Raw genomic sequence first — 20141 nt, 5'->3', positions numbered from 1 at the left:
ACTGATCTGATGACTTGAAGTTCTTCAGATCAGTTTAAATACAGTCTTTATTCCATGCTTTTCGCCCCTTTTACCGGTTTCGGGGCAAGCAGGTGCATGTCGAAAATCACGATTTCATTCTTTCCTTTTTTCAACCAGGGTGCCGGACAATACAATTGTTTCTGTGGGCCAATGTTCCAATAACGGCCTAAGTTATGCCCGTTCACCCAAACTACTCCTTTTTCCCATTGGCTTACATCCAGATAGGTATCGCCTACAACAGCCAGTTCAAATTCACCTTTAAAGAAAAGTCCGGGTTTTGTATTTTCGCCTGAAGCAAATTTCAGATTTTGCACATCCTTTTCGTCGAAAGGAAGTGTAAAAATCTGCCAGTCCATCAGGGTCATGCCATTGAGCGAAACCCGGTCGGTAATTCCTTTACGGTCGATCATGTATTCAGCAAAGTTGATGCGTCCCATACCTTCAACCAAAATATCGAGTTGCGGATTGGCTGAAGCTGATTCGGGGATTTCGATGATGTTTTCGGCTTGGGCGCGATCGAGTTTGCCAATGTATTTCCCATCAACAAAAATGGTAGCATAATCGTGTAATTCTGTAATCCGGAGTTTGCCCTTTTTGTGACCAATCAGCTTGGTTCGGTAAAGAATAAAACCGCCCTTTTGCCCGAACATTTCCATCGGCTTGGGTTGTGGCGACTGAATCGCTACCGGAAGATTATCCCAAACAGAAGCAGTGGCAGTCATTTTGATTTCCGGAATTTCGATAACCGGAATAGCAGCCGGGATGGCCGGTAATTTTTGTTTCGGGGGAAGATATTTGGCCAGCAAATTCCGCAGTGCAAAATATTTTGGCGTGGCCTGTCCCATTTCATTAATCGGCGCATCATAGTCGTAGCTGGTCACATCAGGCTGGTACTGTGTCGGACTAAAAGCATTGGCGCCAGCCCAATAGCCAAAGTTGGTTCCACCATGAATCACATAAAAATTGAATGATTTTTTGTTGTCCATCAGCCATTTTACATCTTTCAGCAAGTCGGTAGTATCAGGCCGTTGCCATTTTTCGCCCCAGTGGGTAAGCCATCCCGGGTACAATTCGCTGCAAAACGATGGAACATTCGGGTTTACTTTGGTTGCTTCGGCAAAGTTTTCAGCGTTTGCTCCCGGATCAAGTCCGATCGCTGCATCAGGTAAAGATCCTGCTTCGAGCATATAAGGAGTGGCACCGTCGGCAGTATAAAACGGAACTTCTATCCCGTTTTTCTTCCACACATCCTGAACCCATTTCATGTAGGTGCGGTCGTTCCCGTAACTTCCGTATTCATTTTCCGCCTGAACCATTAAAATCGGCCCACCTTTGGTAACCTGCAAATCTTTTACCTGAAGAGCCAGTGTTTTGATGTAACGATCAGCAGCTTCGGTATATCGCGGATCCATGCAACGCACTTTAATATCAGGAATGCTGAGCAGGTACGATGGCAATCCCCCAAAATCCCATTCGGCACAAACGTACGGACCGGGGCGTAAAATCAGGAACAGACCTTCTTCCTGAACTATTTTAATGAATTGGGCGATGTTGTGGTTTCCTGTCTGGAAATCGAATACTCCCGGTTCCGATTCATGATAATTCCAGAAGACATAGGCCGCAATGGTGTTACAACCCATCGCTTTGGCCATTTGGATGCGTTGCCGCCAGTATTCAACAGGAATTCTAGCAGGGTGCATCTCACCTGAAATAATCTGGAACGGCTTCCCATCGAGCAGAAATTCGGATTTTTCGAGTTTAAACGAATGTATCTTTGCCTGACTAAACAAGCTAACGCTAAGTGTTATCGAAAGAAAAATGGAAAGAATAAATTTATTCATGGTTTATTTTGATTTAGTGGTGGTAAAAGTAGAAATTTAACGGAAATTCTTGAGTACATCGGCCAAAAACAAATCCCCCTGAGTATTTAAGCCCAGGAGGATTCTGCAACATTCTACTCACCAATATCAACTGATATATCCTATTCTAAAGCTGAAAGTTTGACCAAAACAACACCATGGTAATTGACGTCTGACTCAAAATAATCATTGTAAGTACCCAGATTTTGTTGAGACCAAAGATCTCGTGCTTTTTGTTTTCCGGATAAACCTAGAGACTTAAAGTCAATACTGATGAGTTTGGTTTCTTCAGGTTTTTCATCTCCCCAATTGATCATTTTAACCGGATCTTTCGCTCCCGTTTCGTTCACTCCTGTGTAAAAAAGCCCAACTGCTTTCGAGCCATCGGCAAGATCTTTGGCCCAAACCTGGTAATCGTCACCTTTTTGAATTAACCGTGCCTGCTTTCCTAAAGCATCCTGGTTAACGCCTATCACTTCATCGTTGGTAATCAATCCCAAAGTGAAATTATCAAGTTTATCCATTTCACAGCCAATAAGTAAAGGTGATGAGAGTAACGACCAAAGGCTTATGTGCGAATACTGCTCATCAGGAGTTAGTTTGGTCGGTTTGGTATCTTTGCTCCAGCCAACCCGACCAATAACCAGCATATCTGGGTCGTTCCAATGACCCGGCCCGGCTTTCTGATAATTATTCGTCTGCTTAAAGCCAGTATTCAGCACACTTTTCCAGCTATCGTTAATATCTCCGGTGGTTCGCCACAAGTTCCCGTTTACTTCGGCACCCCAGTTCCACACGTTGCCCATACCGTATTGACACAAACTGTAAACAATATCCCGGTTGGTTTTGGACAAAGCGTCGCGCATGATGAAATATGGCTTTTTCAGTTCTTCTTCCGAATCATCTTTGGCAACAGATCGGTACGAGCACCAGTCGTATTTCAGGTAATCGACACCCCATTGAGCCCAGGTTTTGGCATCCTGTTCTTCGTGTTGATAACTTCCCAAAGCACGCCCGCAAGTTTGTGGCCCGGGCGACGAGTAAATCCCAAACCGCATCCCTTTTGCATGAATGTAATCGCTCATTCCTTTTATGTCGGAGAATTTGGCATTGGTAAGCAGTTCTCCGTTGTCGGTGCGTTTGTCGGCCTGCCATCCATCGTCAATGTTGATAAATGCCCAGCCATGACCACGCAATTTCTCAGCAATCACATCAGCAGCCGCTTTTACTTTATCCTGATCGACTGACATTCCTCCGGCATTCCAGCTATTCCATCCCATTGGAGGTGTGAGTGCGAGCAAATCACCAACTTTCAGATCGATCATTCCCCTGGCTTCCCCTATTCTATTTTTTACAGTAATGTTTAATGAATAAGTGCCCTTTTGCAAAGGCGAAGTTCCTGAAATGATTCCGGAACTGGAATCCAACTTTAATCCAGAAGGCAAATTATCAATAGTAACAATCAGTGGTTTTTCGCCGGTCACAGGAATTGAAAAAACGAAAGGCTTTCCCGGAGTCGCTCCTACAACTTTGGGGTAGTTAATCTTCGGCACGGAACTTTCGGAAGGCGTTAAAATACGCATTTCTGATACTGGATTGAACGTCAGTGCAAGAGTTTGCGGAGACACATCGCCATTGTAGCTGATTTTGGCATTTCCCCACACGCCCATACCGCCAAACATACCACCGCCGCCATTGACAGTTACCACCACCAGCGCCAACTTGCTAATTCCCTTCAGATCAACATCAACCGGCTTGGCTTTATCTCCATCTTTCATGGATCCGCTACTCCACAATATTTTTTTGTCGCCAAGAACAAAAAATTGAATATCGGGACGTTTTCGTAGTTCGGAGGTCTGAGGAGTACTGCCGGTTGTAGCGCTTTGTCCAGGCTTTTTTGCATTGCTATCGGGAGCGGAAGCACCTGAACCACCACCCGGACGCCTCATCTCGCCCGGGCCAACTTCAGCCTGGAAACGAATTCCAGCACCGTTCAATTCAATTAGTCCTTTGGACGGAGCAAAAACGCCAACACCATTTTCGAAAGTTACCCCCGACACAACTAAAGGAGAACCCATCATCGTTTTGTTTTTGGAAGCCTGTCCCATATCCTGATCGAAATGGGATAAATTCAGATCGCTGAGCCAGATTGATTTTTCCTGAGCCTTTGTATAACTACATGTCAGAAAAATGCAGCAAAGGATAAATAAATTTTTCATTGGTCTTGATTTACAGTTTGTATTAGGCAATAATTTAACTTTTGACAATCACTAGAAAGTGTTTGATTATCAGCAGAAAGTTAGAATAACTGTAAAGCACAAAAAAATTTAATCGAAGAACTGATCGATTTTACCGACAGATCCACTCATTTTGGGTTCGGTTTTCGAGACGTAATTTAATATCATAGAATAATCTCTAATTCTCCTTTCTTATCCCATATTTTCTGAAGGATTTCATTCCCGTCAACTTTCACCATGATGAGTTCTGAATTTCCTTTTCGCTTTACTTCCAGATCGAAGCATTTCCCAAAAGCATGAATATTTCTCAGGTTCATATAGTCCCAACCCTTGGGTAACCATGGCGTGATTTTAAACTTATTAAAGCCAGTTGGAGTAAAACCGAACAATCCCTCAGTAATGGTACGGCAATACAAACCACTTTCGGCTGAAAGATGGCGCTGATTCCCTTCGGGCCAGGCCTCGACCGGATATGGAACATGGTCGCCCAACAGCCGGTGCGATGAATAGTAATTGAAATAAGGCATTGCTTTATCGGTTGCACCGCCAACAAACATTCCACGGAAAGCATACAAAGTAGAACGATCCCAGAATGTCTTGCTTCCCGACTCGGTCAGTATCCCATTTTCGGTCCACAGCAACGGAGAAAACAATGCTTTGATTGTTTCATCCTTTCGGTCAAAGATTCCCATGGTAAGTGGAATGCAAATCCACGCCCTCAATTTATCGTTCCCATCAAAATACCGGTAAGTATCAAATCCCTGAACGTTTGCCCCGAAATAGTTTTCAATCGCTTGTTTCAGCTTGAAAGCCCGTTCAAGATAAATTTTAGCTGTATCGGGTTTCCCAAGTTCTATTGCCAGATTTGCCGAACTCAGCAAAGCTCCATAAGCCAGCGAATTGGTCGACAAGTTGAATTTTCCGGCAGGGAAACGACCTTCCAGTTCGTCGGAATCAGAACCAATAATTCCATTTGCATCTTTCTTCCGCTCGAGATATTCAAGACACCACCGAACCAACGGCCATAATTCGCGGGCTACTTCCTCATTTCCGTAGGTAAGCGAAAAACGGGAAGCGCCATAAGCAATCATGGCCTGATCGCCACGATCACCAGCCCCATTCCAAAAGTCAACTCCTTCAGCAACGATAGAACTTGGAATGGGTTTGTACTCTGGATTCATAAATCGTGCAAAATGCCGGTAACTGTTGATCGCCGACTCGTTTCCCTCCAGATTCCCTAAATATGGGAAAAAAGGGTTCACATATTCTGCCTGGTCGTTTGCCCAAATGGCCGCGTAATAAGCACCACCACCGGGTCCATGCATCAACCCGCCTTTGGTATCGTAAATGCTTTCGGTGGCTCTGATTTTTGCGAAGGCAAATTCCTCGTTGATCGTATCATTAGGCGTTTCCAGAACTAAATTACCAAATACTTCCCGCACAAACTTTTCACGTTTCAAAAGCTCGTATCCCGACGAATACTGGTACCTTTCTTCTCCGGGTTTTCGTCCGGTATAAACCACTGCAAACGAAAGTTTGCCCGATGGTTCCATCATAAACTTTCCGTTCTTTGTAATGCTTGCCTGAATGGTATATTCTCCGTAAACCCCATTCTGCGCATCAGTTTTAATTTCCACAGGCACAAAACCGAGTTCAATATGGCATGGTTTATCAGAAGTATTATTCAATTCAAACAATTCGATGTATGCCGCTTTATTCACCGAAGAAAATATTTTCCGGATGATTTCTATTGGAGTATTTGTTTTGCTCCGAATTGTCAAAACACCTTTATGCTGAAATTCAAAAGGGAATTCTTTGACGCTGTCGCCATTAACAATTATTGCTGGTTGCTGAGCTTCGTTGAATTCACGGGTCAGGCTGGCATGTGTATTATTCGGGATGGTGCGCAACATTGGGAATACCAGCTTCTTCGTGATTATTAACAGACCTTTTTCGGTTACGCCATAGGTTACAATCGACGAGATTTGCTGACCACTCATCTCAATTTGGTCAGTATGCATCTGACCTTTTTGTACCTGCCAGACAATACTTTTGTCGGGAGCAATATTCCAGATAAGCTTTTTTTGTTGAGCAAAAGTTGTTAAGAGCGAAAGTATCAGGAGAATAGAGAAAATTGTCTTCATAATAAGTTAGGTTAGGTTTACTTCAACGGATTGATGACATAAAAATAAAAGTTTAAGCCGAAACAACTAAAAAAACCCTTTATCAAAATTGATAAAGGGGTAAACAAAAATTTGACAACATTATATCTAAACCTAGGCTTCAGACCAATAAAGCCAGTCAAAATAGAAGTGCCGAATTTTATTTTCTCGGAATCCAGACTTTCATTTCATCGGCACCCCGGTTGTTCCATACGAAATAAGGGATTGCAGTAAATTTTCGAACCTCCGTTTTTTTACCTTTTGCAATTTCTGCATCTCCTGAAATGGTTACTACACCACTTAATTCTCCGGAATTGTATGATTCAGTAAGTTTTGACGAATCTGGCAGGGAAAGTGTCATTAAATCTGCTCCATTATCAGCACCTTCCAGACAATATACGATAGGACCACGTTCAATAGCCACTTTGCCAGCATCATCAGCTACCTGCGCATTGGCTTCCACACGGCGAATGCTCATTGGAATGTTGTAGCTAACCACATCCCCCTGTTTCCATTCACGGTCAATCACAGCATATCCTTTTTCAGTTTTATACTGAACAGGTTCTCCGTTTACCGTTACCGAAACCAAGCCTGTTTCAGGTGAAACAAACGAATACAAATCGCTTGGAACAACCTGATTTTCGGCCCAGCCCGGAATACGCAGGCACAGTGTAAACTGGCTTGCCTTTTCAGGAGAAACAGAGATTTTAACCTGTCCATCCCATGGATATTTCGTTTCCTGAGAAATGGCGACAGGTAATTTCTTATTCAGTTGGACGGTTGATGAACTTTGGGCAAACAGGTTTACATACAATGCGTTATTGCTCTGAGCATAAATGTATCCGGGAACAGAAGCGATAAACCGGCACATGTTGGTTGGGCAACACGAGCAATCGAACCAGGGCTGACGATCAAGCGCTTCGCCGCTATTGAAATGATAATGCATATCGCATTCCAATGGATTTGGATAGAAGAACGTTTTGCCATCCAAACCTACTCCTGAAATTACCCCATTGTACAAACTGCGTTCGAGTACATCGATGTATTTGGCATCGCCGTGGAGCAAAAACATACGGTAATTCCAGTAAACATTGGCAATTGCAGCACATGTTTCGTTGTAAGCTGTCAGGTTGGGTAATTCGTAATTGTCGCCAAACGCTTCTCCCTCATGACGGGCTCCAATTCCCCCGGTGATATACAGCTTTTTGGAAACGGCATTATCCCAGATTTTATCGATGGCGGCCAAATATGCCGAATCGCCGGTTAGTGCGGCTACATCAGCCACTCCGGAATACAAATATCCGGCACGAACAGCATGTCCAACGGCTTCATCCTGCTGAATAAGCGGTTTGTGATCCTGTGAATAAGCTTTTTTCGGATCATTTTCTTTTCCACGGCTGTCGATGAAAAATTTAGCCAGATTCAGGTATTTTTTTTCTCCGGTAATGCGATAGAGTTTAACCAGACCCATCTCCACGATTTCGTGGCCTGGAGCGTCGTTGCGTTTCCCGGGACCAAAAACCTGATCGAGCAAATCGGCATTTTTCAAGGCAATGTTGAGAAAATTACGTTTGCCGGTTGCCTGATAATGTGCTGAAGCCGCTTCGAACAAATGTCCGGAGTTGTACAATTCGTGACTAAGCACCGATTCCTGAACCCAGCGTTCGCTGCCCGACCATTTGTGTGGATGCTGTGGATCGATGGTTCGCGCTGTATATAAATAACCGTCGGGTTCCTGAGCCGCGGCGACAATCGTGATCAGACTATCCACGTAATGATCGAGTTTCGGGTCGGGATGAACACTCATAGAGTACGATGCACCCTCAATAATTTTGTAGATATCGGTGTCGTCAAACGGGAAGGTGGTTCCAAACGCTCCTTCTTTTTTAGCCGCTTTTACAAAGTTCTCCACACGGCCAGTTTCCTCACATTTGGCAAACGATGCAGGAATAGTCACTGTGCGGTTGGTTTCAATCTTTGGTAACCAGAAGTTGTCGTTTATTTTTACCTCGTTAAACGGAACTCCGGTGATTTTGTAATCCACTTTTTCGGGCTGGCTTTTACAGGCTGCCAGCGAAATGAAAATAGCAATAATGAATAGGTTTTGTAATTTCATGGTTGGTTCGTTTTATTTTGAATTTGAAAGTGGTTCAATTCCTTTAAGGGTTGGAATAACTTGTTTGATTGATCCGTCAGCATTGAATTCCATTTTGTCGATGCAAACTTCGCGATTGAATCCGGCAGGGCTTCCCATTTTAATTCCTTTGGGGCGGGTAAACCGGTGATAAACCAGGTACCATTCGTCTTTCCCTGGAATCTGAAGCACTGAATTGTGGCCGGTAGCATAAATTTCCTGATCCGGATTTTGCGTAATCACCACATTTTTCTCCGGAATAGTCAGTTTCCCAAGCGGCGAATCAGATGTTGCATAACGAACTTTGTAGTTTGGACTGCGCGTATCGTCTTCCGACCACATGAAATAATAGGTTCCGTTCCGGTAAATCACATAGCTTCCCTCGCGAAAAGTATCATCAACATTCATCAGTTTCATGGTTTTCAAATTGATCGAGATCATGTCGTCATTCAGCTCAGCAGCAGCCATGTATCCATTTCCCCAGTACAAATAGCTTTTCCCGGTTTTCGGGTTAGTAAACACATCAGGATCAATTTCCTGACCTCCAGTAATTCCTTTTGGTTTGAAATCGATCAGTGCTTTGCCGCTGTCAACGAAAGGTCCGGTTGGGTTATCGGCCACTGCCACTCCAATTTTCTGAGCCGCAGTGAAATAGTAGAAATATTTATATTCACCGTTGATTTTCTTTTCAACAATACAAGGCGCCCACGCATTTCGGTTGGCCCAGCTCACATCTTTTTTCAGGTCAATAATGATTCCTTCGTCTTTCCAGTCAACCAGATTGTCCGAAGAAAAAACCTTAAAATAGTTGCCCGACCAGTTGTTGAACCCGTCGCTGGTTGGATACAGGTAGTATTTGCCGGTTTTTTCTGAATACAGAATTTCAGGATCGGCATAAAAACCTTCCAAAACCGGATTATGATCTTCCGAAGCTGTAACCTGGTATATTTCTTTTCCTTCCCCTGATTTGAACGTATAATTTACCGGACCTTTCGCAAAATTCTGCACTCCGGAAGGACTTATCGAAACACCTTCCGCAGCTTTGAATTCAGGATTAAACCGGCTCAAATTAGCACCTCGTTTAACAGGTAAATAAATCTTCTTTGCTTCAGTTTGAAAATATACATTCTGCTTTTTCAACAGATCAGATTTAGGCTCAGCAGGACGTTTTTCATGATTAATCCGGATTACTGTAAATGAATAGGCCGGCATGCTGTATGGAAATTCGCCGCTTACCGAAATTTGATCGGTTACCGGCCTTGCATTTTTGTCGGCAGGCAATCCGGTAAGCACGGTGCGGGTCGCTGTCGAACGAATCTCATCCACTTCGTTCAGAATGACATTTGCTTTTACCGCAACAGGAAGCATGTTTACCAGTTTCACGATCAGATCGTTGCTTTTGCTATCGCGTACCACCGAAACGGCAACCCGTTTCCCAATGGATTCGTTTTTATCTGAAAGTTTCACGTCGCTTGCCAGGTAGGTGTCTCCTGAATTTTGTCCATAAAGTTGCTGTACCGAGTAGTTCACGGTTGGTTCAACTTCCGAGTTATTAAAATAAATCAGGTCGGGATTCCACTGTGTATGACCTTCTTTGGCAAGCAGTGGCGCGTACGAAGTCATGCTCACCACATCGCCGTTACGTTCCAGCGAGGTCAGATAAAGTGCCTCAGCAAGTGCGTTATAAATTGTACTTCCCCACGAAGCATATTCACCAAGATAAACCTTCGATTTCGATCGGTCATACTTGTCGTAGTAGTCCTGATTGTTGATAAACCAGCCCGGCGATTGATAATAATGTTCGTCAACCATCGGAACCTGTAGCTTGGTGGCGATTTTCCAACCTTCCACGTAATCGGTTCCTTCGAATGATGGTCCAACAGTCCCGATAACCGTAATCTCCGGATGCTTTTCTTTCACCGCCTTGTAAATCATCGTAAACCGTTCCTCGAAAATATCGTTGATCAGATCTTCGTTACCAATCCCGACATATTTCAGGTTGAATGGTTTGGGGTGTCCGGCTTCGGCGCGAAGTTTCCCCCATTTGGTTTTCACATCGCCGTTTGCCCATTCAATCAAATCCAATACATCCTGAACGTAATTGTCCATGTCGCACATTGGGATTCCGCCTTGCTGTCCGGCGCCTCCGGTAGCCGAGTTCTGGCAAGGAACACCCGCGGCAATCACCGGAAGTGGTTCAGCGCCAATGTCGTCGCAAAACTGGAAATACTCGTAATAGCCCAAACCTGCCGATTGATGGTATCCCCAAAGATTTTTCTGCGGTTTGCGCGATTCAAGCGGACCAACTGTGTTTTTCCAGCGATAAATATTGCCGAGCCCATCGCCGTGAGCCACACAACCTCCGGGGAAACGAATGAACCTTGGATGAATGTCGGCAATCGTCTGAGCCAAGTCAGCACGCAACCCGTTTTTATGATTCTTAAAGGTTTTTTGCGGAAACAGGGAAATCATATCTAGGTCAATTGTTCCTGAAGTTTGTGGAATAATCTCCAGATGAGCATCCGAAACGGATATTGTTGCAGTCAAAACGGCTTCCAGTTTATTCCATCCTGAAGCTTTGGTCTGGACGATTGTTTGGCCATAAATTTCACCATTTTTGCCAGTCAGCCGAATATGCAGTTTTTTACTTTTCATATCCGGATTGCGTGCAAAAACGGAGAAGTTGTATTTGTCGCCGGCTTTTACAGCGATCCCATCCCAACCTTCGTTAACCAATCCAGCTCCAGCTTTTTCAATCTTCAACACGGCGAAATGCGAGTTGTTTGGATGAATCGGCGAAACCGAATCAATTGTGAATGTAGCGCCATCGCCAATTAAATGCCAGGCTTTGGTACTATTCCAATTTTTATCTTTCCCTTCCTTATCACTCAGCGCGAATTCAAAATCGCGGTTCTGAAGCAATTCGGCATACAATCCACCATCGGCGGCATAATTGATGTCTTCGAAAAAAACACCAATCAGCAGATCACTGATTTTTTTGCTTTTCGAATTGTCGATGGTGATCGTTGCATCTACGCTTTTTAATGAAGCAAACCGAACCGAATCGGTCTTTGCATTTTCCGATCCTAATTGATCGCGATAAACATTCAATTTCTGTTTATTCAGTAAATTTTCAACGAGTTCCCAGGCAACTTTATGTATTGCTCCAGTTTCTTTTGTTCCTGAAATATTTACTTCTTTTCGGGAATTCAGGCGGTTATTTAGGGGCATTTCTGTTGCCGAAGTGTAGTTCTTAAAGTCGGTTGTAGTAACATAAAAAGCCTTTTCCCTTCCGCTCTTGTTGCTGATCCAGGAAATCTGGTATTGCTTGTTTTTGAATGAAACTTCAGGCCGAAGGCAATTATTCCCGGTCATCACAACCGGATAGGTTTGAGGATACCAGTATATCAGGTCTTTCGATTCAGCATGGGCAAACGTTCCGGTATGTTCGTTCAAACTCCATACACAATGCCACATTCCGTTGGACGACTGAAATAAAAAGGGAGTAATCATTCGTTTTTCAACTCCCCAGCGGCCATAGTCGCTAAACAGGAAACGCATTTCCGGGCCAATGGAAGTCCAGTTTTTCTGATCGGCGCTCCAGGCAAAATATAGTCCGCTGTGACCCGCACTTTTTTCTGTGGAATAGGAAAACAGGTAAACGGAGTCAGGCTGATTGCTTATTGGAGTAACAGCGCCAAAAGTTGCCTTCCCAACTAAAAGTACCATCAGGCACAGGAATAGAAAAGTTCGTTTCATTAGGAGTTCAGTTTAGTAAATGGGTTATTGCCAACAAATATGGGGAAATAATTAGAAGCGTCAAAATGACGTTAATTTATTTACACACTCATTCCCAATAAAGAATAAGTTTTCCCTTGCTAAACGAACTGGGAAACAATTTAATTCCATGTTAATGTGAAGACTATTACAAAATCATGCAAAATGCGTTTAGAAATAACAAAAATCCATTGTCCAGCGAGAAATGCCAAAACAACATAGCTCAGAATTAATCGACTGAATGTATACTTTCTAAAAGGCCTATCTTTAGCAACCCAACTTCAATAAGTTGACAAACGGAATAAGCTCAGGTTCAGTAAATTGAACCTGAACTTATTCACCAAAATCTGGAAAATTATTTTATCTGCATTTCTGTAAAAACAGGCAGATGATCCGATGGGTAATACAATCCGAACGAATCAGACAGAATGCCATATCGTAATACTCTGACGTTATTGTTTACAAAAATATAATCTATTATTCGAGGCATAAGTTTAACATCAAAACCGCCACTTGTTCCATCAGGGCCATAAGGCGCTGTTTCAGTTTTTTCTCTAGAGTCACCTAGTACTTCATTAATAATCTTTATTGGTTCATCCTTTTTAGTAGAATTAAAGTCGCCTGTTAAAATTAGAGGAAGGTTCTCGTTATTTATTTCACTTATTTTCTGTAATAACAATTTTGATCCATTTACACGGGCAATTTTACCACGATGGTCGAGGTGGGTGTTGAAAAAATAAAATGTCTGCTTGCTTAATTTATCTTTTAACCTTACCCAGGTACATGTGCGGTTACAGGCAGCATCCCAACCAATTCCTGGTTTTTCGGGATTCTCACTCAACCAGAAGGTGCCATCTGCCAATTTCTCAAATCTTGATTTGCGAAAGAAAATGGCCATAGTTTCGCCTTGCGTTTTTCCATCGTCGCGGCCAACTCCAACATGGTCAAAATCAGACAATCCATTTTCAAGGTCCTTCATTTGCTCAAGTAAAGCTTCCTGAACTCCAAATATATCAGGCTGATGGAATTTTAATAATCCTGTTACCTTATCTTTTCTTAAAGGCCAGGCATTAATGCCATCTTCAGACGTATTCATCCTGATATTGTATGTCATTACATTGAAAGAAATTGTGTTTTTTTGCTTAGCTGATTCGTATTTTTTAGCGCTTGCTAATATTGGAAAAATCAACAGGAACGATAAAATATAAATTATTGGTTTCATCTCGGATTTATTGGTTGTTTAAATACAATAAGAAAAAGATCCTGCAAAATAATTTTGCAGGATCTTAATATAATCACACTGCTTTTTTATATACCCTTTTTTACCATCCCGGATTTTGTCCAAGATTTGGATTTGTGATCAGGTCTGTTTTCGGAATAGGGTAATAGTACATTTTATCTTCCCACTTTCTGGTGATGTTATTCATCCATGTTAATTCACCACTTGTGCCATTTTTAAGAAGTTGAGAATTAACTTTTCCGCTGGCAGTAGGCGAAACGTCAACATAAGTAACTCCTGAGACTGCTGGCGATGGCTTTGTCCCCTGGAAGAATGCAACATCTAAAATACCATCTTCATTCAAATCCATTGGTGTTTTTAGTTCAGGAACATAGAATCCATTCCATTCCTGATTCATAAGTTCACCTCTTTTCCATCTGAGAATATCGGCAAATCGAAGTCCTTCAAGGCATAATTCAATACCTCTTTCTCTTCTTACTTCCAATATTACAGGATCTGTAATGCCCGGGAAATAATTTGTAACAAGATAGGGATCAACAAGAGTAGGCTTGGAAGATATTCCACCAGTAATACCGCCCCTGGTACGAAGAACACCAACAGTTTTTGCCCAATCTGCGTCAGTCAGAGTTCCCTCTTCAGCTTTTGCTTCAGCATAATTCAATAACACTTCAGCATAACGGAATTCAGAAATGGAATTGATGTTTAGATCTCTTGTATCATAATACATATCATCGAGGGTCCATTTAATTGGCATATAACCCGTGAATGTATAGGAAAACAAAGGAGGGGCCGGAACCTGTACCCCACCGCTTGTTCTTTTGTAATCACCAAGACGGATGGTTTGTTTGAGCCTTAAATCCCTGTTTTTAACTTCGTCCTTGAATACCATGGTTTGATAATCAGGATTGTTGGTAAATGGAGTTCCATCAAGATTCAAGTAAGTGTTGATGAATGTTCTTGTAAAACTGGCCTTGTCACCATAGGTTCCACTGGTCCAATACCAGTTTGCATCATTAAGAACGGATAATGGAAGGTCACAAATCGCGGCAAGCATTACTTCGTTGACTGGAGTACCATTTGTAAATACAGTCCGATATGATTTACCCGCACCTCCGGCTGTATAAATCGAATAAATTCCGGCATCCATTACTGCCTGAGCCGCAGTTGCGGCATTATTCAACCAATTAGAAGCTGTATTTTGAAGGTTCAACTCCGTATGATATTTTCTGAATGTTCCTTCAAAAAGACAAATCCTTGACTTTAGGGCATAAGCCACATATTTGGTAACTAGACTGCGTGTTGGGTCAACTGTTGATTTAATATTGGCGCAGGCATAGTCGATGTCGGATAGAACAGAATCCATAACTAAAGTGCGCGGATCACGTCCTCCAAACAAAATTTCGTCTGATATATCAAGTGGTTTTCCAATCCAAGGAACATTACCAAATCGTTTTACCTTTTCAAAATAGAAGTAAGCTCTGAAAAACTTGGCAATTGCAACGTAATTTTTCCGAACATCAAGAGCAACCTTGGGATCTTTACAATTTGCAATGAAGTAATTAATATTCCTTAAGTCAGTCCATGTCCACCCAGTGCTTAACGTTGATGTGAAAGCACCTTGCTGAACAAATGTAAAAACTGATTTAACCGCCATATAATCAGACATGGCGTCCAGATTTGTTGATCGACCAGGCAATATAGAATAGAATGAATTGGCATATAAATCTAATCCCTGCTGGCTGCCAAAAACAGACGATTTTGAAGCTGTAGATACCGGTTCCTGTTCCAATTCGCAACTAGTAAAAAGGGTAGCTATAAGGAAAATTAGTAAAAAATATCTTTTCATAATAGTAAATTTTAAGAATTGGTTAGAATGCTACGGATAATCCAAATGACAGACTTTTTAACATCGGATAGTTATAACCATCACCTGCATTACTAGACGTAAAGAGCTGATCAGACGGCCCTGTATTCTCTACATCAATATGTTTTACAAGCTTATAAAGAGGAGACCATGACCAAAGATTCTCACCTGAAAAATAGACCTTTATTTCATTCGCACCGATCTTAGAAATCAAATTTTTAGGTATGCTATAACCAAATTGAAAACTTTTCATCCTTATATAGGCAACGTTCTGTAAATATCTGGTTTGAGCAACTCCAAGCTCCCTTGTGGTTGCATTGCTTGCAGCACGAGACATTGTTCTTGGGAAATAAGCGTCAGTATTTTCGGGCGTCCACATATTTCCAAGATGAAAACTAGGTATGTTGTTATATGGTCTATTGTATTGCCCCCAGAAAAACTCAGATTCAGTACTCGGGTACCAGTCCTGTTTTCCAACCCCTTGAAAGAATGTTGAAACAAAGAAATTATTCCAATCGGCACCAAGATTTATCCCAAAAGTATATCTCGGAGAGCTATTCCCAATAATTTTACGGTCGCCTGGATCTGATACCTTATTTGCACCAATATTGATAAATCCATCATTATTTAAGTCCCTCAACTTTATGTCTCCAGGATACCAGATGTTTGTTGGGGATGCCCTCATTTGAGGACTTTGTTTCGCGTGCGAGTCAATGTCAGCCTGGTCTGTAAAAAATCCTTCTGTTTCATAACCCCAAATTTCTCCTATAACCTGTCCTTCATAATAATCAGAAAGTAGTTTGTCTGGATTATTGTATCGTGTAACCTTTGCGGTGTTGTCTGAAAGAGTTAACCTGATATCATAGTTGAATGGTTTTTGAGCAAGCTTGAATTTATCGCGCCATAAAACCGAAACTTCCCAACCTTTCGTAAGTAAATCGGCATAATTACCCTTGGGTGCTGTTGCTCCAAAAGTTGCAGGAAGAGTTAACCCAATCGTAAACATGTTGGTGGTATTACGAACGTACATATCGCCAACAAAACTTAAGCGGTTATCAAACATCGAAAAGTCCAGACCAAGGTCTGTAGTGGTTGATGTTTCCCATGTAATTCCGTCAGGAAGAACGCTTGGGGTGCTTGTATATGGAGGTTTTACACCGTTAAGTATGTTTGAGGACTGAGCAATACTAAATTGCTCTTGATAGATGTAAGAGTTAATGTTCCCATTTCCTAATGATCCATAGGAAGCCCTGAGTTTCACATCAGACAGAAATTTTGGCGAAACATTCCAGAAAGCTTCTTTTGACAAGCGCCATCCTCCAGATATTGATGGGAAGAAAGCATATCGCTGGGTTGAGGGAAATTTGGAAGAACCATCATAACGGGCATTGACCTCAATCAAGTATCGGTCTTTAAATGAATAATTCAACCTAGAGAAACCTCCAAGTATATTCCATTTTTCCCATCCACCCCCTGTGGTTATTGATTGACCAAGTGCTAAATTAAGGTCTGTAGCATCTTCGTAAATAATACCGTTTCTTTGCACTGCAAGTCTCTGATAAGTCGATTCTTCATAATTATAGCCAACCAAAAACTTTAAATAGTGCGCATCCTTAAACTTATTTTCGTACTCTGAGTAAAGGTTAGTTGCAATATACTGAGTTTCCCTTTTGTCATAACTTAGATCATTGGTTGTAGTTCCAACAAAAGCAGTAACTCCTGGTTTTGAACTATAGGGTACTTGAACACGTCTCTGTGTCGTATTATTAATTGTATTCCGAAAAGTAAAATCCCCTTTTACTCTAAACTTATTATTAAAGAAAGTGGATGTAAACCCAGTGGTATTTTTGACTACTCTCTTTTTAGTATCAATTCCATTCTTCCCATACCAAAAATCGCCCACATTATATGCAGCAACCATTGTCAGAGAACCGTCGGGATTGAACAATGTGCCTGAAGGGTGACCCTCATCACCAATATTCCTCCAAATACCACCTCCTTCACCAACATTCAAAGGGTTGTGATAATTCGACTCAGAATAATCGGTGTTATTATCAACTACAAACCATGGGAATACTTGTATTGATCCTTTGGCCCGGAAGTTTTTTAGATTATAATCATCAGTATTGTAGCGAAATAGTCCATTTTGAGTATTTAAATGGCCAGAAACCAGATAGGAAGCTTTCTCACTACTTCCGCTAACAGTAACATTATTTTCTGTTGAACTGGTTGTCTTTTTATAAAGCAATCCATACCAATCAGTACTGCCATAATATACATACTCACCAGTAACCGGATCAACCTCTACTTGATTATACGGCTGTCCAGACTCAGATCGTTTTTTGAACTCGTCGAGGTAAGACTGCGAAAACTTCTGGGTTTTGTTAATGTTCTGTGGGAAAGAACCATCTCCATTCAAAAAAGCTTCTGAAAACATTTTTACCCATGTATAACCGTCAGTAACAAAATCCGGAGTCGCTACCGGGCTTTTAATTGAATAATTTGACGTAACGGTCACACTTGTTTTGCCCTTTGTCGGATTCTTAGTGGAAATCAGTACTACTCCAAAAGCTCCTCTCGCACCGTAAATTGAGGCTGAAGCAGCATCTTTAAGCATAGAAACACTAGCAATATCGTTTGGGTTTAATAAGCTAGGGTCACCCTCTACACCATCAATAAGAATTAATGCACTACCACCCTGTCCAATAGAGGTGGTTCCTCTGATATTATAACTTGGAGATTGGTTAGGTTTACCATCCATTAAACGGATATTCAGATTGGGCATAACGCCTTTCAATCCTTGAGAAAGATTGGCCATTGTACGGTTTTCAAAAACCTCACTGGTCACCTGGTCAACCGATCCAGTCAGATTAGCTTTTTTCTGAACCCCGTAACCAACAGCAACAACTTCTTCTATTCCAATAGCTTCTTCCATAAGAGCAACATTAATGATTGCTTTACCCCCAACTGAAATTTCCTGTGATTTCATCCCCACAAACGAAAACTGCAAAATTGCATTATCAGCAACTTTAGAAAGCGAATAATTCCCATTTTCATCAGTTATAGTTCCGTTAGTTGTACCTTTCACAAGTACTGAAACTCCGGGCAAGGTTGCTCCTGTATAATCGGTAACTTTACCCGAAATGGATTTTTGCTGTTGTAAATTGATTGATTCTTTCCCAATACTTTTCATCTGTCTTTCGGAAGGATTAATCAAAATCAGGTTATTATCCGTTATCGAATAATTGATGCCATCCTTTTCAAATAACTGTTTCAGAATTTTATCAACCACTTCGTCGGTTACCCGGATACTTACTTTGGTATCGAGATTCACTTTCTCGTTTTCGTAAATAAAACGGTACTCCGACTGGGCTTCGATTTGCTGAAGCACTTCCTTTATGGAGTTTCCCTGCATGTTCAATGACAACTTCTTATTCTGAGAATAAACTGTTGCCGTAACCTGCATCGTTAGAACCACAATAAAAAAGGCAGTTAGTTTCATAACCAACAAGAGCTTTTTGGGAATGAGACATATGCCTCCCCCTGATTCATAAATTTTTTTCATAAATTTGTAGTGCAATTAGTTAATTACTCAATTGAATGTTCGTAGCATTCAATTTATTATCTAAAAAACTGACGGGAGATGCTGAAACATCTTCCGTTTTTTATTAAGAGATATAGGTTCGCTATTTTCCCGATATTGTTATTTCCTTTCCATTAAGTTTATAACTGATAGAACTCAGATGACAAAGCGCATTCAAAACATCTAAAACCGTTTGTTCTTTCAATACTCCAGTGTAATGAATTTTTTCTCCCAAATCACTGCTAACAAGCGTAATCCTAACATCATACCACCGTTCAAGCTTAGTACACACCTCATGAAGCGACATGTTTTCCATATACAACTTGTTTTGCATCCAACTGGTTGTATGTGAGATCTCACCTTCGGTGTATTTTATTTCGTTCAATTTTTTATCCAATATAGCCATTTGCCCAGGTTCCAGGATCAAACTAGGAGATCCCTTCTGGCTCAGTTCAACTTTTCCTTCAAACAATGATGTCTGTGCCATTCGGTCCTCCGGATAAGTACTCAAGTTGAATTTGGTTCCCAAAACTTTCACTTTCAATCCATCTGATGTTTCAATCACAAAAGGTTTTTTGCTTTTGGCAACTTCAAAAAATGCTTCCCCACTAAAATCAACTTTTCGGGTTTGGTTAATTTTATCATAATGATAATCAAGATTCGATCCGGCATTGAGTTTTACGATTGAGCCATCAGGAAGAACCACTTCGGAGCGGCTTCCATAAGTAGTGCGCATAGATAAAGTTGCTCCTGAAGTTGAAAATAAGTCGGTATAAAATGAAAGACTTAAGAAAATTAACAGCGAGGCAGCCATCCCAGAAACAACCAAAACAATATTTTTAAGTCGTCTGGTACGTGTTTTTAGGGTTTCTAGTGTCGAATCAACATGATTCCAGGCTCTTTCGGAGTCAAATTTTTGGAGGGTTAAAACGTCAGCGGTTGCATTCCATATTTTTTGATACTTCCCAAATTCATTCATGTTTTCAGGATTGGACTTTTGCCATTCATTCAACAGAGAATCTGCCGCTGAAGACTGCTCCTCATTTAGCAAATGATCAACCAAATGTTCTCCTAACGGAAATTGCTCTTCCATTTTTCGGTTTATTTACATTGCTGACACATCAAAACAGAAAAGGTCCTATTGGAGTTGTACTTTTTTGAAAAAAGGATTTGGGGCAGAACAAAATATCGTTGAAGTCAATAATTATGAGATCCAGATATTCATCGGGATGACTGATTGACATTACAGTTCCAGCAGTATTCC

9 protein-coding genes are annotated in these 20141 nt (G+C 41.5%); all 9 read right to left on the bottom strand.

Annotated features, from left to right (window positions below; genetic code table 11):
• Nucleotides 1–47 precede the first annotated feature (47 nt).
• The 9 genes from AQPE_RS12195 to AQPE_RS12155 all read right to left on the bottom strand — a co-directional run bounded on the left by AQPE_RS12195 (nucleotide 48) and on the right by AQPE_RS12155 (nucleotide 19970).
• Entirely contained in the window at nucleotides 48–1862 is a 1815-nt protein-coding gene (locus tag AQPE_RS12195; protein WP_318346773.1) for a glycoside hydrolase family 35 protein, read from the bottom strand.
• A 140-nt stretch (nucleotides 1863–2002) separates the two neighbouring features.
• Nucleotides 2003–4099 carry an NPCBM/NEW2 domain-containing protein gene (locus tag AQPE_RS12190; RefSeq protein ID WP_318346772.1) on the bottom strand — a complete coding sequence of 699 codons (2097 nt, stop codon included), beginning with the start codon at nucleotides 4097–4099 and terminating at the stop codon, nucleotides 2003–2005.
• Nucleotides 4100–4281: 182 nt separating this feature from the next.
• Nucleotides 4282–6261, bottom strand: coding sequence for a glucosidase family protein (locus tag AQPE_RS12185; RefSeq protein WP_318346771.1), 1980 nt, complete (start codon nucleotides 6259–6261; stop codon nucleotides 4282–4284).
• 178 nt (nucleotides 6262–6439) lie between these two features.
• Complete coding sequence (locus AQPE_RS12180) at nucleotides 6440–8395, bottom strand: glycoside hydrolase family 127 protein (RefSeq protein WP_318346770.1); 1956 nt, start codon at nucleotides 8393–8395, stop codon at nucleotides 6440–6442.
• A gap of 12 nt (nucleotides 8396–8407) precedes the next feature.
• Nucleotides 8408–12172 (bottom strand): family 43 glycosylhydrolase, encoded by a 3765-nt coding sequence (locus AQPE_RS12175; protein ID WP_318346769.1) that lies wholly within the window; start codon nucleotides 12170–12172, stop codon nucleotides 8408–8410.
• 373 nt (nucleotides 12173–12545) lie between these two features.
• A complete protein-coding gene (locus tag AQPE_RS12170) occupies nucleotides 12546–13412 on the bottom strand; it encodes an endonuclease/exonuclease/phosphatase family protein (protein ID WP_318346768.1) in 867 nt (288 codons plus the stop codon).
• Nucleotides 13413–13512: 100 nt separating this feature from the next.
• Nucleotides 13513–15276, bottom strand: a complete 1764-nt coding sequence (locus AQPE_RS12165) for a RagB/SusD family nutrient uptake outer membrane protein (protein ID WP_318346767.1) — start codon at nucleotides 15274–15276, stop codon at nucleotides 13513–13515.
• 22 nt (nucleotides 15277–15298) lie between these two features.
• Nucleotides 15299–18796, bottom strand: a complete 3498-nt coding sequence (locus AQPE_RS12160; protein WP_318346766.1) for a TonB-dependent receptor — start codon at nucleotides 18794–18796, stop codon at nucleotides 15299–15301.
• A gap of 184 nt (nucleotides 18797–18980) precedes the next feature.
• Nucleotides 18981–19970 (bottom strand): FecR family protein, encoded by a 990-nt coding sequence (locus AQPE_RS12155; RefSeq protein ID WP_318346765.1) that lies wholly within the window; start codon nucleotides 19968–19970, stop codon nucleotides 18981–18983.
• Nucleotides 19971–20141: the final 171 nt, after the last annotated feature.

This window comes from Aquipluma nitroreducens, assembly GCF_009689585.1.
GTDB classification, from domain to species: Bacteria; Bacteroidota; Bacteroidia; order Bacteroidales; family Prolixibacteraceae; genus Aquipluma; species Aquipluma nitroreducens.
The sequence above is the reverse complement of the archived record's forward strand: the minus strand, read 5'-3'. Positions and strand labels throughout refer to the sequence as shown.

Coding starts and splice junctions, on each gene's coding strand:
- AQPE_RS12165 (WP_318346767.1), bottom strand. CDS start 15,276: ATGAAAAGATATTTTTTACTAATTTTCCTTATAGCTACCCTTTTTACT.
- AQPE_RS12170 (WP_318346768.1), bottom strand. CDS start 13,412: ATGAAACCAATAATTTATATTTTATCGTTCCTGTTGATTTTTCCAATA.
- AQPE_RS12160 (WP_318346766.1), bottom strand. CDS start 18,796: ATGAAACTAACTGCCTTTTTTATTGTGGTTCTAACGATGCAGGTTACG.
- AQPE_RS12180 (WP_318346770.1), bottom strand. CDS start 8,395: ATGAAATTACAAAACCTATTCATTATTGCTATTTTCATTTCGCTGGCA.
- AQPE_RS12175 (WP_318346769.1), bottom strand. CDS start 12,172: ATGAAACGAACTTTTCTATTCCTGTGCCTGATGGTACTTTTAGTTGGG.
- AQPE_RS12195 (WP_318346773.1), bottom strand. CDS start 1,862: ATGAATAAATTTATTCTTTCCATTTTTCTTTCGATAACACTTAGCGTT.
- AQPE_RS12155 (WP_318346765.1), bottom strand. CDS start 19,970: ATGGAAGAGCAATTTCCGTTAGGAGAACATTTGGTTGATCATTTGCTA.
- AQPE_RS12185 (WP_318346771.1), bottom strand. CDS start 6,261: ATGAAGACAATTTTCTCTATTCTCCTGATACTTTCGCTCTTAACAACT.
- AQPE_RS12190 (WP_318346772.1), bottom strand. CDS start 4,099: ATGAAAAATTTATTTATCCTTTGCTGCATTTTTCTGACATGTAGTTAT.